17 protein-coding genes are annotated in these 15,554 nt (G+C 63.1%); 11 read left to right on the plus strand and 6 right to left on the minus strand.

What is annotated here, in order from left to right:
• Window positions 1-361: 361 nt before the first annotated feature.
• The gene (rlmN, locus tag NKJ40_RS13880; RefSeq protein WP_352466501.1) at window positions 362-1,594 is read left to right on the plus strand and encodes a dual-specificity RNA methyltransferase RlmN; all 1,233 of its coding nucleotides are present in this window, start codon (window positions 362-364) and stop codon (window positions 1,592-1,594) included.
• The gene (locus tag NKJ40_RS13885) at window positions 1,591-2,070 is read left to right on the plus strand and encodes a hypothetical protein (RefSeq protein ID WP_352466502.1); all 480 of its coding nucleotides are present in this window, start codon (window positions 1,591-1,593) and stop codon (window positions 2,068-2,070) included. Before rlmN ends, NKJ40_RS13885 begins: the two co-directional genes overlap by 4 nt.
• Here the strand turns inward: NKJ40_RS13885 and NKJ40_RS13890 are convergent.
• A complete protein-coding gene (locus NKJ40_RS13890) occupies window positions 2,042-2,683 on the minus strand; it encodes a LysE family translocator (protein ID WP_352466503.1) in 642 nt (213 codons plus the stop codon). The two genes, NKJ40_RS13885 and NKJ40_RS13890, sit on opposite strands and share 29 nt — an antisense overlap.
• 168 nt (window positions 2,684-2,851) lie before the next feature.
• On the opposite strand from NKJ40_RS13890, the gene NKJ40_RS13895 reads away from it, so the two are divergent.
• Window positions 2,852-4,075, plus strand: a complete 1,224-nt coding sequence (locus tag NKJ40_RS13895; protein WP_352466504.1) for an argininosuccinate synthase — start codon at window positions 2,852-2,854, stop codon at window positions 4,073-4,075.
• Window positions 4,076-4,476: 401 nt separating this feature from the next.
• Here the strand turns inward: NKJ40_RS13895 and NKJ40_RS13900 are convergent, their stop codons facing one another.
• On the minus strand, window positions 4,477-5,277 hold the full coding sequence (locus NKJ40_RS13900; RefSeq protein ID WP_352466610.1) for a lytic murein transglycosylase: 801 nt from the start codon (window positions 5,275-5,277) through the stop codon (window positions 4,477-4,479).
• Window positions 5,278-5,462: 185 nt separating this feature from the next.
• Here NKJ40_RS13900 and NKJ40_RS13905 point away from each other — a divergent pair, with 185 nt between their 5' ends.
• The 7 genes from NKJ40_RS13905 (at window position 5,463) to rpsP (ending at window position 12,371) form a co-directional block, all read left to right on the plus strand.
• Window positions 5,463-6,710, plus strand: a complete 1,248-nt coding sequence (locus NKJ40_RS13905; RefSeq protein ID WP_352466505.1) for a flavin monoamine oxidase family protein — start codon at window positions 5,463-5,465, stop codon at window positions 6,708-6,710.
• A 90-nt stretch (window positions 6,711-6,800) separates the two neighbouring features.
• Window positions 6,801-7,895, plus strand: coding sequence for a zinc-binding metallopeptidase family protein (locus NKJ40_RS13910; RefSeq protein WP_352466506.1), 1,095 nt, complete (start codon window positions 6,801-6,803; stop codon window positions 7,893-7,895).
• 63 nt (window positions 7,896-7,958) lie between these two features.
• The gene (locus tag NKJ40_RS13915; RefSeq protein WP_352466507.1) at window positions 7,959-8,561 is read left to right on the plus strand and encodes a DUF1236 domain-containing protein; all 603 of its coding nucleotides are present in this window, start codon (window positions 7,959-7,961) and stop codon (window positions 8,559-8,561) included.
• Between the two features lie 148 nt (window positions 8,562-8,709).
• Window positions 8,710-9,672 carry a CPBP family intramembrane glutamic endopeptidase gene (locus tag NKJ40_RS13920; protein WP_352466508.1) on the plus strand — a complete coding sequence of 321 codons (963 nt, stop codon included), beginning with the start codon at window positions 8,710-8,712 and terminating at the stop codon, window positions 9,670-9,672.
• Between the two features lie 311 nt (window positions 9,673-9,983).
• Window positions 9,984-11,585, plus strand: a complete 1,602-nt coding sequence (gene ffh / locus NKJ40_RS13925) for a signal recognition particle protein (RefSeq protein ID WP_352466509.1) — start codon at window positions 9,984-9,986, stop codon at window positions 11,583-11,585.
• Window positions 11,586-11,592: 7 nt separating this feature from the next.
• Window positions 11,593-11,919 carry a chorismate mutase gene (locus tag NKJ40_RS13930; RefSeq protein ID WP_254817890.1) on the plus strand — a complete coding sequence of 109 codons (327 nt, stop codon included), beginning with the start codon at window positions 11,593-11,595 and terminating at the stop codon, window positions 11,917-11,919.
• Between the two features lie 50 nt (window positions 11,920-11,969).
• A complete protein-coding gene (gene rpsP, locus NKJ40_RS13935; protein WP_254817891.1) occupies window positions 11,970-12,371 on the plus strand; it encodes a 30S ribosomal protein S16 in 402 nt (133 codons plus the stop codon).
• Window positions 12,372-12,443: 72 nt separating this feature from the next.
• On the opposite strand, the gene NKJ40_RS13940 is transcribed toward rpsP, so the two are convergent.
• Window positions 12,444-12,707 (minus strand): YMGG-like glycine zipper-containing protein, encoded by a 264-nt coding sequence (locus NKJ40_RS13940; RefSeq protein WP_352466510.1) that lies wholly within the window; start codon window positions 12,705-12,707, stop codon window positions 12,444-12,446.
• A gap of 191 nt (window positions 12,708-12,898) precedes the next feature.
• Window positions 12,899-13,309 (minus strand): DoxX family protein, encoded by a 411-nt coding sequence (locus tag NKJ40_RS13945; protein WP_352466511.1) that lies wholly within the window; start codon window positions 13,307-13,309, stop codon window positions 12,899-12,901.
• A 261-nt stretch (window positions 13,310-13,570) separates the two neighbouring features.
• Between NKJ40_RS13945 and NKJ40_RS13950 the strand changes: the two genes are divergently transcribed.
• Window positions 13,571-13,978 (plus strand): ACT domain-containing protein, encoded by a 408-nt coding sequence (locus NKJ40_RS13950; protein WP_352466512.1) that lies wholly within the window; start codon window positions 13,571-13,573, stop codon window positions 13,976-13,978.
• Window positions 13,979-14,166: 188 nt separating this feature from the next.
• On the opposite strand, the gene NKJ40_RS13955 is transcribed toward NKJ40_RS13950, so the two are convergent.
• Together NKJ40_RS13955 and NKJ40_RS13960 are read right to left on the minus strand one after the other, a co-directional pair.
• On the minus strand, window positions 14,167-15,201 hold the full coding sequence (locus NKJ40_RS13955; protein ID WP_023680535.1) for an aspartate-semialdehyde dehydrogenase: 1,035 nt from the start codon (window positions 15,199-15,201) through the stop codon (window positions 14,167-14,169).
• 106 nt (window positions 15,202-15,307) lie between these two features.
• The gene (locus NKJ40_RS13960) at window positions 15,308-15,451 is read right to left on the minus strand and encodes a hypothetical protein (protein ID WP_352466513.1); all 144 of its coding nucleotides are present in this window, start codon (window positions 15,449-15,451) and stop codon (window positions 15,308-15,310) included.
• Window positions 15,452-15,554: the final 103 nt, after the last annotated feature.

Below are 15,554 nucleotides of genomic sequence, written 5' to 3' on the forward strand. Positions count from 1 at the left end.
CGGAAGAACAACGAACCTTTTAGGCGTTGACGCCGCCCCTCATTGCCCTGCCGGACATTTCTCCGTGGCGGGGAGAAAGAGCGCCGCATAGAAGTTTTCGCCAATTGCCGGCGTTGCAGGAAGGGCGCCGATGCCGCGGCAGGCCCTATACGGGGGAGAAGGTGCCGGCAGACGGATGGGACGGCGCCGAGGTCGCCAATTTGGTTATCTCCAACGCAAAATTGGACGCCAGCCTTTTCTGAAGCCCTGCCCTTGCTTGCGCACACCCAGCATGACTCTGCCATCAACCTGTGCTATGCGCCGCGCTTCATTTCGGGCACGATGCTGTAATCGGCCGCAAATCGCTTATATTGGCGCAACTATGACCCTTTCATTCGATCTTACCGCCGAAGGCGCGCGTGACGCGTTGCGCAACCGCACGACGCCTGAAAAGCCGTCGCTGATCGGCTTGACGCGCGCCGAACTCGGTACCGCTCTCGTCGCCGCCGGTATCGTGCCGGAGCGCCAGGCGAAGATGCGCGCCCAGCAGCTCTGGCATTGGATCTATGTGCGCGGCGTTTCCGATTTTGCCGGCATGTTCAACATCTCCAAAGATCTGCGCGCCGCGCTCGACAGGCATTTCACCGTTGCCCGGCCCGAGATTGTCGAGGAGCAGATTTCCTCCGACGGCACGCGCAAATGGCTGTTCCGCTTTCCGCCGCGCGGCGCCGGACGGCCGGTCGAGATCGAGACAGTCTACATTCCCGAAGAGGGCCGCGGCACGCTCTGCATCTCTTCGCAGGTCGGCTGCACGCTGACCTGCTCCTTCTGCCACACCGGCACGCAGAAGCTGGTGCGCAACCTGACGGCGGAAGAAATCCTCGCCCAGCTTTTGACCGCCCGCGACCGGCTCGGCGATTTCCCCGACCGCGACACGCCCGACGGCGCCATCGTGCCGGCAGAGGGCCGGAAGGTGTCCAACGTCGTCATGATGGGCATGGGCGAGCCGCTCTACAATTTCGAGGCGGTAAAGAAGGCGCTGCTGATCGCCTCCGATGGCGACGGGCTTTCCCTGTCTAAGAGGCGCATCACGCTGTCGACATCGGGCGTCGTGCCCGAGATCTTCCGTACCGGTGAGGAGATCGGCGTCATGCTGGCGATCTCGCTGCACGCTACCAATGACGATCTGCGCGACCTTTTGGTGCCGATCAACAAGAAGTATCCGCTGAACGAGCTGATCGCTGCCTGCCGTGCCTATCCCGGCCTGTCCAACGCCAAGCGGATCACCTTCGAATATGTGATGCTGAAGGACGTCAACGATTCCATCGAAGACGCCAAGGCGCTGGTCAAGTTGCTCAAGGGCATTCCGGCCAAGATCAATTTGATCCCGTTCAATCCGTGGCCGGGCACCAACTACCAGTGCTCGGACTGGGAGACGATCGAGAAATTCGCCGACTATATCAACAATGCCGGCTATGCCTCGCCGATCCGCACGCCGCGCGGCCGCGACATCCTCGCCGCCTGCGGCCAGCTCAAGTCGGACTCCGAGCGCATGCGCAAAGTCGACCGGCTGGCGCTGGAAGCGATGATGATCGCGGGGCATGGCGAGGCGTGAATCGCGTCGTCGCCTATCTGATCCGCTTCGCCGTCATCCTTGTCGGCTATGGCGTTGCTTCGCTGGCGGCAAGCGCCTTCCTTAACATCATGTTCCTGGCGTCTCTTGGGCTGATGACGGACGAGACGCAACCGGCGGCGCAGGCCTCGCTGTGGTTTTCAATCCCCTTCGTCGCGCTGTTCGTCGCCTATTTCGCCTTCATGCCGGCGGCCATCGCCATCCTCGCGTCGGAGATCCTCGGCCGGCGTGACTGGCTGTTCTATGCGCTGGCGGGTGCTGTGGTCTCGGCGGTCTTCCTTGGCTTCGTCCACCAGACGGCCGATGCCAATTTCGAGGTTACCAACACCAGCGTCATGCTGGCGGTGATCGGCTGCGGCATGGTCGGCGGCATTTTCTACTGGCTGAGCGCCGGCCGCTCGGCCGGGAACTGGCGTCAAATCGGACGCCCTATTTCGCCTGGGCCGTCACGATCCTGAGCGCGAAGGCCGAAAAAACTCCGGCAAACAGATAGTCGACGACGCGTGTCACGCGCGGGCTGGATTTCATCGCCGCCGAGAATTTTTCCGCCGCCAGCACCATCGGCGCCGTCACCGGGATCGCCAGCACGACGAACATCGCGCCGAGGAAGAACAGCTTTCCCGGCGCGTTGGGATCATGCGCGGAGACGAATTGCGGCAGGAAGGTCATGAAGAACAGGATGATCTTCGGGTTGAGCAGATTGACCCCGAGCCCCGCCGCCCAGCTGCGGAACAGCGAGATCTGCGGCCCGCTCTTCTTCTCCGGTGAAAACGCCGACCCTTTTGTGATCGCCTGCCATGCCAGGAAGACCAGGTAGCCGGCGCCGAAAATCTTCAGCACGAAGAACGCCATCGGCGAGGCGACGATCAGCGCCGAGACGCCGACCACCACCAGCGTCGTGTGGATCAACGTGCCGCACAATGCGCCGGCCATCGAGGCAAAGCCGGTGGCGCGGCCCTGGCTCAGCGTGCGCGACACGAACAGCGTCATGTCAGGCCCAGGCGTGATCGCCAGGATCACCGTTGCGATGGCGAACTGGATAAGCGTCGTGGTGTCGGGGATGAATGACATGGCTCGTCTCGTAACGACAGAAGGCGGCGCAGCCATAGCGCAAGTACCATATCCTCGCCAGCCTCTGGGCGATACAGCATCTGGTCCAGGCATCGTTCGTCCCTTGCGCTGGCCTAAAACGCCGTGATACCTCGCCCGCGAAGAACCCCTGTCGCGGAACCGCCCACCATGTCGAAAGCAAAAGCCGTCAAGAAAGTCGTGCTCGCCTATTCCGGCGGCCTTGACACCTCGATCATCCTGAAATGGCTGCAAACCGAGATCGGCGCTGAAGTCGTCACTTTCACCGCCGATCTCGGCCAGGGTGGCGAGTTGGAGCCGGCCCGGCGCAAGGCCGAGATGATGGGCATCAGGGACATCCGCATCATGGATGTCCGCGAGGAGTTCGTTGCCGACTTCGTCTTCCCGATGTTTCGCGCCAATGCCGTCTATGAAGGCACTTATCTGCTCGGCACCTCGATCGCCCGTCCGCTGATCTCCAAGCACCTTGTCGAGATCGCCAGGGAGACCGGTGCCGATGCGATCGCCCATGGCGCTACCGGGAAGGGCAACGACCAGGTGCGTTTCGAGCTCTCGGCCTATGCGCTCAACCCCGACATCAAGGTCATCGCGCCCTGGCGCGACTGGTCGTTCAAGTCGCGCACCGATCTCATCAACTTCGCCGAGCAGCACCAGATCCCGGTGCCGAAGGATAAGAAGGGCGACGCGCCGTTCTCGGTCGATGCGAACCTGCTGCACTCCTCCTCCGAGGGCAAGGTGCTGGAGGACCCATGGAGCGAGCCGCCGGAATTCGTTCACCAGCGCACCATCTCGCCGATGGATGCGCCCGATGAGGTCACCGAGATCGAGATCGAATTCCTCAAGGGCGACCCGGTTGCGCTCAACGGCAAGAAACTGTCGCCGGCAACGATGCTGGCGGCGCTGAACGATCTCGGCCGCGACAACGGCATCGGCCGGCTCGATCTGGTCGAGAACCGTTTCGTCGGCATGAAATCGCGCGGCGTCTACGAGACCCCTGGCGGCACCATCCTGATATCGGCCCACCGGGCGATCGAATCGATCACGCTCGACCGCGGAGCCGCCCATCTCAAGGACGAGTTCATGCCGCGTTATGCCGAGTTGATCTATAACGGCTTTTGGTTCGCGCCCGAGCGGCTGATGCTGCAGGCGATGATCGACAAGAGCCAGGAAGACGTCGAAGGCACGGTGCGGCTGAAGCTCTACAAGGGCAACGTGATTGTCACAGGCCGCAAGTCGAGGAAGACGCTCTATTCCGATGCGCTGGTCACCTTCGAGGACGACCGCGGCGCCTACGATCAGAAGGACGCTGAAGGTTTCATCCGCCTCAACGCGCTCCGGCTGCGCACGCTGGCGGCGCGTAGTCGTAAAAGCTAGCCTGTTCCTCCGCACAGAGGGATTTGGCTCTTTGACTTGCATCCGCCCTCTCCACGCTGGCGATTAGCCACAGGCCACCACGCCTTCGTCATCCCAGGGCAGAGCAAGGAGCGAAGCGACGCGGCGCAGACCCTGGAATGACGAAGTGGAGGGATGTTTCAGCTAATCGCCAAGCTTTTGCGAGGAAGCGGACAGCATGACATTTTCCACGCGCATTGCGCTCAATGTCTCAACCGTTGATTCACATCCCGGCAAGGTGCTCGCCGGCTGCTCCTACGCGCTCGACGTGAAATAGAAAGCCCGGCGCGTGGCCGGACTTTCTGCCGAAGAGCAATTCCAGGAAAAGTGTGAAACGGTTTTCCGTCCGGAATTGCGTTAAAACAAAGCTCTAGAGTTTTCTGTCAGTCGGCATCGATCGCCGTGGCCATGCGGGCGATGGCCTGTTGATAGACGCTCGCCGAATTCCAGCCAGCAATTGCGCCGATATTTGCCTGCGCGCTGGCGCCCGGCCGCCAACCATGACCCTTGAGGAAGTTGGCGGTAGAAGCCAACGCAGTGCTCTTGTCGCGCAGATTTTTGTTGCCTACGCCATACGTCAACACATTTCCGGGCAGGAACTGCGTGTGGCCAATCTCGCCATGCGCGGCACCGACCGACGAGGCGCTCAGCGCTCCGCGATCAACCAGCTTCAGGGCTGCAATGGCATGCGGATAGAAGAACTCCGGACGGCGGCAATCATAGGCAAGCGTTAAAATGGCAGAGACCGTATTCTGGTTGCCCATGGCGGAACCGAAGCCCGTCTCCATACCCCAGATGGCGAGCAACACACCCGGCGACACGCCGTAGGTCCCTTCGATCTTGTCGAACAGCGCAGCATTGGCCTTCTTCAGCGCACGGCCCCTGGCAATGATCGCGGACGCGCCACGGCGCTTCATGAAAGCTTCCACCGAGCCGCTGAAAGCCTTATGGATGGCGCGGTCGACGGAGATCGTCTTTGTCGCGTAGGTTGCGCGAGCCAGAGCGGCCAGACCCTTCGAGCCAACACCGTCGGCCTTGGCCTCCGCGGCAAACTCCGGTTTCCACGCCTCGAAGCCGGCGCCGTTTTTGCCACAACTGGCCGCCGCCTGCGCGCCCGTCGCCAGCGCAAGCACCGCCACCACCGTGGCCACTACAAACATCTTCCCCTTGGCAAGAAATGCCATGCTGCTCTCCTGGTTGCCTGAATCACGTTCCCAATTGCGAATTTGCCAGCGAAACACCTGCTTGTCACTGTCCCGGCGCTGCGCCGATGCACTCAATACAGCAGGAACTTCAAATCCACCACACTGGCGGATGTCGGGGAATTTGCCTACGATCAAGTAATTATTGTGGCGGGGACAGAATAAGCATGGAAGACGTTGATGTCGTGATCATCGGCGCCGGTTCGGCCGGACTTTCGGCTGCCAAGACCCTGCGCGCCGCCGGTTTTTCCTTCAAATTGTTGGAAGCGATGAACCGCATCGGCGGCCGCGCCTGGACCAGCGACCAGCATTTCGGCGTGCCGTTCGACATCGGCTGCGCCTGGCTGCATGCCGCGGACCGCAACCCTTACTTTCCCGAGGCGAAAGCCGCTGCCTGGACGCTTCATCATCACGACATGAATGTCGATCATCTCTATTACCGCGAGCGAAAGGCAAGCGAAGCCGAGGAGGCGGCGATGAAGGTGGCCGACGCAAGGCTGTTCGAACTGGTGGCGGCACATCAGGTGAGGGAAGGCGACGACGACCGCCTTTCGGCATTGCTCGCCAAGGGACACGCGCCGCGCGCCGCCGCAACCTTCGCCGGGCCGATGGATTTCGGCGCCGACGAGGACGAGATATCGATCCGCGACTTTCAGGCCGCCGCCGATCTCGATCCGAACTATTTCACCAGGGAAGGCTTCGGTACGCTGGTTGCCCGCTTCGGTGCCGATGTGCCGGTGGAACTGTCGACGCCGGTGCGCAAGATCGTCTGGGATGGGCCGGGCGTAGCTTGCGTCACCGATCGCGGTACCATCCGCGCCAAGGCTATCGTCGTCACCGCCTCGCCGGCAGTGCTCGCCTTCGAGGAGATTGCGTTCTCGCCTGCACTCCCCGATGCGCATTTCGCCGCCTTCTTCGACCTGCCGATGGGCATGCTGACCAAGCTGCCGGTCGAAATATCCGGTACAAGGCTCGGCCTGGAGCCGTTCGACGATTTGCTGATCGAGCGGCTGGCCAGGCACGACATCTACTTCCTCTGCTTTCCCTTCGACCTCGATCTGATGGTCGGTTTCGTCGGCGGCGATTTCGCCTGGGAGATGTCTGCGGCGGGCGAGGCGGCCGGCATCGACTTCGTCGTCGACCGGCTCTGCGGCATCTTTGGCGGCGACATACGAAAGCATGTCGGACGCGCAATGATGACCAATTGGGGCGCTGAGCGGTTCGTGCGCGGCGCCTATGCGGCGGCGCGGCCCGGCCGCTCGCAAGCGCGCGCCACGCTGATGCAGCCGGTGGCGGAAAAGATCTTCTTCGCCGGCGAGCATTTGGCCGGTCCGCTGATGCAGACCTGCGGCGGCGCCAGATTGTCGGGCGAGGCAGTGGCCAAGGAGGTCGTCGCCCAGCTTGCAGCAAAATAGCATCGGCCGGCAGGAACGTGGGCAGCTGACAGGCGTTTGGCGTTCTCCTGCTCGCATCGTCCTCCGCATTTCGAATGATTTGAGACGCCAATGAAGCTTTTCGACTGCCCGCATTGCGGCCACCGTCTCTATTTCGAGAACGCGCAATGCCTGAACTGCGCCAGCCTCGTGCTCTACGATCCCGAGCATGCGCGCTTCGCGCTGTCCGGCGCCGATGCCTTTCACTGCACCAACGCCGACGAATCCGCCTGCAACTGGATGGCGGAGCCCGGCCACGCCTTCTGCCGCGCCTGTGCGCTGAACCAGTTGATCCCGGATCTGTCGGTCGACGGCAATCGCCGCCGCTGGATCCGTGTCGAGGCGGCAAAGAAGCGTGCCGTCTATTCGCTGCTCGCCTTCGGCCTGCCGGTCGCACCCAAGCAGAACCCTAGCGACGAGATCGGCCTTGCGTTCGATTTTCTTGCCGATCCGATCGGTGGCGGTCCCGGCGGCGAGCGTATCCTGACCGGTCATGACAACGGGCGGATCACGCTCAACGTCGCCGAGGCGGATTCGGCCGAGCGCGAAAGGCGGCGCGTCGAGATGGGCGAGAACTACCGCACGCTGCTCGGCCATTTCCGCCATGAGCTCGGCCATTATTACTGGGACCGCCTGATCCGTGACGATCCGCAGAAGCTTGCCGGTTTTCGCGCCTTGTTCGGCGACGAACGCGCCGACTACGAACAAGCGCTGAAAACCTATTATGCCGATGGCGCGCCGCCCGACTGGCAGCAGCAGCATATTTCGGCCTATGCGACGTCGCACCCATGGGAGGACTGGGCCGAGACATGGGCGCATCACATGCACATCACCGACACACTGGAGATGGTGCATGCACTGAATTTCCCGCTCGGCCGGCTGGAGACCGTTGAAGCCAACGAGTTGCCGCGCGCCGATACCGGCGGCGAGCTGCAGCCGGCACCATCGGAACCCGCCGCCAGGCCGGAGCCTTTCGAAAGGATTCTCGACCGCTGGCTGGTGCTGTCGGAGGCGTCCAACTCGATCAACCGCTGCATGGGCCTGCCCGATCTCTATCCCTTCGTCATCTCGGACGTGGCGGCGCAAAAACTTGCTTTTGTTCACGAGCTTTTGACCGACCTGCCGAAAACTACTGGAACAAATCGTGAGCCGGCCGCAGCCTTTTAGCCGGAACGCATGCGGCTTTGCTTCGTTTTCCGTCCCAAGGGACTGTGAAACGGAGAGAAAACCATGAAACGCATATTGTTTCCGGCGGTGGCCGGAGCGCTCATAGCGATGTCGGGCTCTGCTTTGGCCGACACCGCCGTCTCGGCCATCACCGATCTCAATGTACGCGCCGGCCCCGGGCCGCAGTATCCGGTCATCGGCGTGCTCGCCGCCGGCCAGTCGGCGACGCTCGACGGCTGCATCGCCAATAGCAAATGGTGCACCATCGCCGAGGCCAACGGCCAGGGCTGGGTCTATTCCGACTATGTGACGGCCGATTTCGGCGGCAGCCGTGTGGTTCTGACACAGCGTCCGGCCAGCGCCGACATTGCCGTGGTGACACCGCCGGCCGATAGCGCCGAATATTCCGACACCTATACCGGAGCGATCGTTGCCGGCGAGGCGATCGAGCCCATCCGGCGGCCGCCGGCGGAAATCCGCACCTATGTCGAAACGAACCGGCTCGATCCGGTTTATCTCGAAGGCGAGGTGGTGACCGGCGCGACTTTGCCCGACACCGTCGAGCTGCGCGAGATACCCGATTATGATTATCGCTACGTCTATGTGAACGGCCAGCCGGCGCTGGTCGATCCGAGCAGCCGGCGTATCGTGTACGTCGTGCGCTGACGTCGCAAAACAGGGCGGTCGCCCTGTAATGGCGGCCGCTCGCACTGCCGACATTGCCACAAGCCGGTATTGCCGCTGCAATACCGGTTTCCACATTGGGGCCGATGTTCTAGACCTTGCGAGCCGAAGCACCAGCCAGCGACCCCGCGTGATCATCGACCCCACCGCCTTCCAACAGTACCGGCACACCGCCAACGACAAGACCACCTTGCCGCGCCTTGTGCTTGGAACGGTGGTCGTCGTCCTGTTCTGGCTCGGAACCACTGCCGCCGTGCTGTTCGGCGGCACCTATGCCTTTGCCGTGTGGCAGGCGTCGTCAGGCACCGCCCCGCCAGGGGTGGTGCAGGATTTCATGGCCTCTCCCGCGGGCATCCTCGCGGCGCTGGCTTCATTTGCCGGAATCTGGCTCGGCCTTTGGGCTGCCATGCGCTGGATCCATCGCGAGAAGCTGACGGTCCTGATCGGCGTCAGCCGGCGCATTTCATGGTCGGGGTTCCTGAAAGGGTTGGCCGCGGTGCTGATCACCTCGCTGCTTTCCGAGATCCTGCTCTATGGCCTGCAGCCCGACATCGCGCGCGGCGCGATCGGCCTGTCCTCGTGGCTTTTGTTCCTGATCCCGATCGCCGCCCTGACCTTTCTGCAGACCTCGTCGGAGGAGATGCTGTTTCGCGGTTACCTGCTCAGAGGTCTGGCCAGCCGATTCCAGAACCCATTCATCTGGGCGCTGCTGCCGGGATTGCTGTTCACCTCGCTGCACTGGAGCCCAGGCTCGAGCGCAGCGATCAATGCCTGCGTGCTGGCCTCGATCGCCGCCTTTGCGCTGTTGCTGACGCTTCTGGTCTACGCAACCGGCAATCTCGGTGCCGGCTTTGGCGCCCATCTCGGCAACAATCTGACCGGCTTCCTGCTGATTTCGCATCAGCAAAGCTATAATTCTTTCGCCCTGTTCAACGCCAAGCCGCTCGAAGCCGCCGGCTGGACGACTTTGGATGCCGCCCTCATCGCTGCGATCGGCATCGTCAGCAGCCTGTTGACCGTTCTGCTGCTTTTGCATCCGCGCTCGCCGCTGAAGGTCGAGCCGGATGTGGCGCGCGCCGGCAGCGTGCGCTGATGCGCCTTGCCTGGTCGTCCTGAGCATATTTGGCGCAAAGCTTGACCAAAGCTTGACTCTGCGGCCGATTTCCTGTCTACACGCCGCGAATTCCGCGACGAGTATTCCTCCGAGCAAACCGACCGGGACGCCGAAACCTCTTTGAGGTGAAGTGGCTGTAAATCGATCCCGGAGGCCAACACCCGGCAGCGCTGTGCGCCCCCGGGTGCTTTTTGGCTTTGGGCTTTGCCCGGACCGGCTTTTGCTTGGACGGTTGGCGCGAACGCATTACCTCTCGGGCATCATCCGGGTGCCAGGGAAAAGGAAAAAGAATGTTTGAATCGCTGCAGGAACGTCTTGGTTCGATCCTGAACGGCCTCACCGGCCGCGGCGCCTTGTCGGAGGCTGATGTCTCGGCGGCGCTGCGCGAGGTGCGCCGTGCGTTGCTCGAGGCCGACGTGGCGCTGGAAGTGGTGCGTTCCTTCACCGACAAGGTGCGCGAGCAGGCCGTCGGCGCCGCCGTAGTCAAGTCGATCAAGCCCGGCCAGATGGTCGTCAAGATCGTCCATGACGAGCTGGTCGAGATGCTCGGCGCCGAGGGCGTCGCCATCGACCTCAATGCACCGGCTCCGGTCGTCATCATGATGGTCGGCTTGCAGGGTTCCGGCAAAACGACGACCTCGGCCAAGATCGCCAGGCGCCTCACCGACCGTCAAAACAAGAAGGTCTTGATGGCCTCGCTCGACACGCGGCGTCCCGCCGCGCAAGAGCAGCTCCGCCAGCTCGGCGAGCAGGTCAAGGTCGCCACATTGCCGATCGTCGCCGGCCAGACGCCGGTCGATATCGCCCGCCGCGCCGTGCAGGCGGCCAAGCTCGGCGGCCATGACGTCGTCATCCTCGACACCGCCGGCCGCACCCATATCGACGAGCCGCTGATGGTCGAGATGGCCGACATCAAGAAGATGTCGTCGCCGCACGAGATCCTGCTGGTCGCCGATTCGCTGACCGGCCAGGACGCCGTCAATCTGGCAAAAAGCTTCGACGAGCGCGTCGGCATCACCGGCCTCGTGCTGACCCGCATGGACGGCGACGGTCGCGGTGGTGCAGCGCTCTCGATGCGTGCCGTCACCGGTAAGCCGATCAAGCTGATCGGCACCGGCGAAAAAATGGACGCGCTGGAGGAGTTCCACCCCAAGCGCATCGCCGACCGCATCCTCGGCATGGGCGACATCGTCAGCCTCGTCGAAAAGGCGGCCGAGAACATCGACGCCGAGCAGGCGGCGGCGATGGCCAAGAAGATGCAGTCGGGCAAGTTCGACCTGAACGACCTCGCCGGCCAGCTTCAGCAAATGTCGAAAATGGGCGGCATGGGCGGCATCATGGGGATGATGCCCGGCATGGGCAAGATGAAGGACCAGATGGCCGCCGCCGGTCTCGACGACAAGATGTTCGGCCGCCAGCTTGCCATCATCTCGTCGATGACCAAGGCCGAGCGCGCCAACCCCGATATTCTGAAGCACTCGCGCAAGAAGCGCATCGCCGCCGGCTCGGGTACCGACGCGGCCGAAATCAACAAGCTGTTGAAGATGCATCGCGGCATGGCCGATATGATGAAGGCGATGGGCGGCAAGGGCAAAGGCGGCGGCATGATGCGCGGCATGATGGGCGGCCTCGCCTCCAAGATGGGGCTCGGCGGCATGATGCCTGGCGGCCCAGGCGGCATGATGGGCGGCGGCATGCCGGACCTCTCCAAGATGGACCCCAGGCAGCTCGAAGCCTTGCAGAAGCAGGCGCAGGCGGCCGGGCTCGGTGGCATGAAGGGCCTGCCCGGTGGTCTTCCCGGTGGCGGTGGCCTGCCTGGGCTGCCCGGTGGCATGAAACTTCCCGGCCTGCCGGGCGGTGGCGGGCTGCCTGGCCTCGGCAAGAAGAAGTGAGGGCGCCATGAACGAAGAGAAAGACATGGCGGACGCGCGTGCGGCGCTGGCCAATTATCGCGCCTCGATCGACAACATCGACGCGGCGCTGATCCACATGCTGGCCGAGCGCTTCCGCTGCACCAAGGCAGTCGGCGTGCTGAAGGCGGAACATGGCCTGCCGCCTGCCGACCCGGCGCGCGAGCAGGAGCAGATCGCCCGTCTTCGCCAGCTGGCGAAGGACGCCCATCTCGACCCGGATTTCGCGGAGAAATTCCTGAACTTCGTCGTCCGCGAAGTGATCCGCCATCACGAGCAGATCGCCGCATCCAACGGCGTGACGAAAACCGGCTGAGGACCAGCCACCAACCGATCAACCAAATCAGAGCTTTTAGGAGAAAAGAAATGCCACTGAAAATCCGATTGGCCCGTGCGGGCTCGAAGAAGCGTCCCTATTACCATGTCGTCGTCGCCGACGCGCGTTCGCCGCGCGACGGTCGTTTCATCGAGTCGCTCGGCTCGTGGAATCCGCTGCTGCCCAAGGACGGCGAACGCGTCAAGGTCGACGCCGAGCGCGTCAAGCATTGGCTGTCGCATGGCGCCCAGCCGACCGACCGCGTGCTGCGCTTCCTCGATGAAGCCGGCATCGCCAAGCGCGAAGCCCGCTCCAACCCGAAGAAGGCCGAGCCCGGCAAGAAGGCGCAGGAGCGCGCAGCCTTGCTGAAGAAGGCGCAGGAAGATGCCGCCGCGGCCGTTGCCGCCGCTGCAGCCGCGCCGGCCGAGGCGGAAGCCGCCAGCGCCGAATAAATCATCTCCACAACCACGAAACGGCGGGCCTTGCCCGCCGTTTTGCTATTGCATCCATATGATGCGGCCCGATCAATAGCCTTCCGGGCAGCTCGCAACGTAGACACGACCGTTGCGATCGCGATAACGGCATTGGCCGCTTTCGCTGGCACGGCCGATCAGCGCACCGGCCAAGGCGCCGGCCGCACCGCCGATCACCGCGCCCTGGGTCGGGTTGCCGGCCACCGCAGCGCCGACCGCCGCACCGCCCAGGCCACCAACTGCCGCGCCTTGCTCGGTACGGGAGCAGGCACCGAGCGGCACCAGCAAGGCCATCAAGATCATCACCTTTTTCATTGTCGTTCCTCTCCAACAGGGTGCCGTCCTCGCCGCTGCACCCCCTAACTCGCAACCAGGCGATTTGATCCAAAGAAGAAGATCGTCTGCCACCCGGCGGCGCTCGATTTGATCCAAAGAGTAGAAAGGCTGCGGCAGACCGCGCCCTCTCTGGCGGCGTGGCCACCATCGAACGGCTTTCGAAGTCGCCGCTATTGGCTGAACGGGAATAACGCGCGCACCCTTGGATCGCGCAGATACAGGCCGCCCCAGAGGATGGCGCCGAGATAGACGCCGAACAGTATGTGCGAGAACAAAGGGCTGCCTATACGCACATGCGTGGTGACGGCGCCGCCGAGATAGGCGGTGAGCAGGATGGCGCCGAGCACCGAGGTGCGCGGCAGCGCGTAAAGCGCTGTCGAGACCAATCCAATGATGCCGAGCATGCGCGAGACATTGGCATCGGCCGGCCAGCCGAGCTCCACCATGGTCTGGGTGACGATTTCGAGCGGTGGTAGCTTGATGACGCCGTCGAAGATCATGAACAGCACGATGACGGCGCTGAGCACGCGACCGGCCCACAGGGCGCGCGGTGAGACGGGTACTGCCTGAGACATGGTCATCGATGTTCCCTCCGGTCGTTGTGAGCACTGGCTCCTTCGCCAGCTCGAACCAAGGACGCGGCCCATGACGGCGATCCGACATGCCTCCAGTTCTTTTTCACTCCGGGGGACGGCGACCTCGGATGTGCAAGTTCAGCCGGCAACGAGCCTGGCCAAGTCCACCTTGCGGGGTGAGGTGGAGGGCGTTATTGAAAATCCGTAGGAGGTGTCTTCCGAGCGCTCGACGGCAGCCACCGCCTAGTCGCATAACGAAAGCAATCGATGGCCGGAGAGACCGACCTGAAAAAGTTGCTGGCGGCAATGACGCCGGAATTGCTTGCCGGCGTTCATGTCTTCACCACGTTGCCACCCGATGCGCCCGTTCCCGACAGGCTCGACCCGGTGATGCTGTTTCGCGAGCGCGAGGGCATGACGCTGATCGTGCTTGAAGACCATGCCAAGGCCGCTGGACTGAAAACCGTGTTCCGCTGCCGGATGCTGACGCTGAACATCCATTCGTCGCTGGAAGCGGTCGGCTTTCTCGCCGCCATCACCGCTCGGCTGGCCGCCGCCCGCATCGGCGTCAATCCGGTCTCGGCCTTCTACCACGATCACCTGTTCGTGCCCGCCGACCGGGCGGAGGAGGCGCTGGAGTTGCTATTGGACCTGGCGGAGGAGAACCGGCTGTGACGCCGGCGCCTTGCTGCCTATTTGAGACGCCTGTGCTGCCCCTCATCCGCCTGCCGGCACCTTCTCCCCGTGAACGGGGAGAAGGGAGCTAACGGCCGAAGGCCGAGCCCGCGACTGCGGGCCGCCGGTTATCCGGCGCCCCTGCGGAGGCCAGCCGCGTAGCGGCGATACGGCCGTGAGCGAAAAAGTTATGCCGCTTTCTTCTTCGGCTGGATCAGCCCGCGCTCGACCAGCAGCTCCGCGATCTGCACGGCGTTGAGTGCCGCGCCCTTGCGCAGATTGTCGGAGACGATCCACATCGACAGGCCGTTATCGATGGTCGAATCCTCGCGGATGCGCGAGATGAAGGTGGCGTCCTCGCCGGCCGATTCCAGCGGCGTGATGTAGCCGCCGTCCTCGCGCTTATCGATGACCTGGCAGCCCGGCGCCTCGCGCAGGATCTCACGCGCCTCATCGGCGGTGATCGGCTTTTCGAACTCGATGTTGACCGCTTCCGAATGGCCGATGAACACCGGCACCCGCACGCAGGTCGCTGTCAGCTTGATCTTGGGGTCGAGCATTTTCTTGGTCTCGGCCACCATCTTCCACTCTTCCTTGGTGAAGCCGTCGTCGAGGAAGACGTCGATATGTGGGATGACGTTGAAGGCGATACGCTTGGTGAACTTCTTGACGTCGACCTGGTCGGCGACGAACACCGCACGCGTCTGCGTGAACAATTCGTCCATGCCTTCCTTGCCGGCGCCCGACACCGACTGGTAGGTGGCGACGACGACGCGCTTGATGGTCGCGGCGTCATGCAGCGGCTTCAGCGCCACGACCAGCTGCGCCGTCGAGCAGTTCGGGTTGGCAATGATGTTCTTGCGCGTGAACAGCGAAATCGCATCCGGGTTCACTTCCGGAACGATCAGCGGCACGTCCTGGTCGTAGCGGAAGGCCGACGAATTATCGATGACGACGCAGCCCTGCTTGCCGATCTTCGGCGACCATTCCTTGGAGACGTTGCCGCCGGCCGACATGATGCAGATGTCGGTGTCGGAAAAATCATATTGGTCGAGCGCCCTGACCTTCAGCGTACGGTCGCCGAACGACACTTCCGTGCCCTGGCTGCGCCGCGAGGCCAACGCCACCACCTCGCTCACCGGAAAGCCGCGCTCTTCCAGTATGTTGAGCATTTCCCGGCCCACATTGCCTGTGGCGCCGACGATCGCAACCTTGAAACTCATCGAAATCTCCTGTCCCTCTCCGCTCGGTTTCTGGAGAAAACCCGCCGGCCGATGCGGGTTTCAACCCCCGGGCCGGACCCGGGAGAGGGTGGTTAGGCCAAGGGAATCAGACCGTTTTGGTGGTCGTTTTGCCGGTTGTTTTGAACGTGATTTTGCTGGAACGAGGAGACGCAGCGACGCGCCCGGGCCAATGGTTCGCATTGGAGCCGGGGATGTCGAATGCAAGGAGCGCCATCAGAAGGCCGCGCATCGAAAACTATCCCGTTCGGTGCCGGCTTTTACGCGGTTTGCGTCCAGAGTCAATCGCAACCAGGCCGACCCGCCCGCCCTGTACAATGACGGCGGCACCAAGT

The sequence above is a fragment of the Mesorhizobium sp. M0119 genome, assembly GCF_040322615.1.
In the GTDB taxonomy this organism is placed as follows: domain Bacteria; phylum Pseudomonadota; class Alphaproteobacteria; order Rhizobiales; family Rhizobiaceae; genus Mesorhizobium.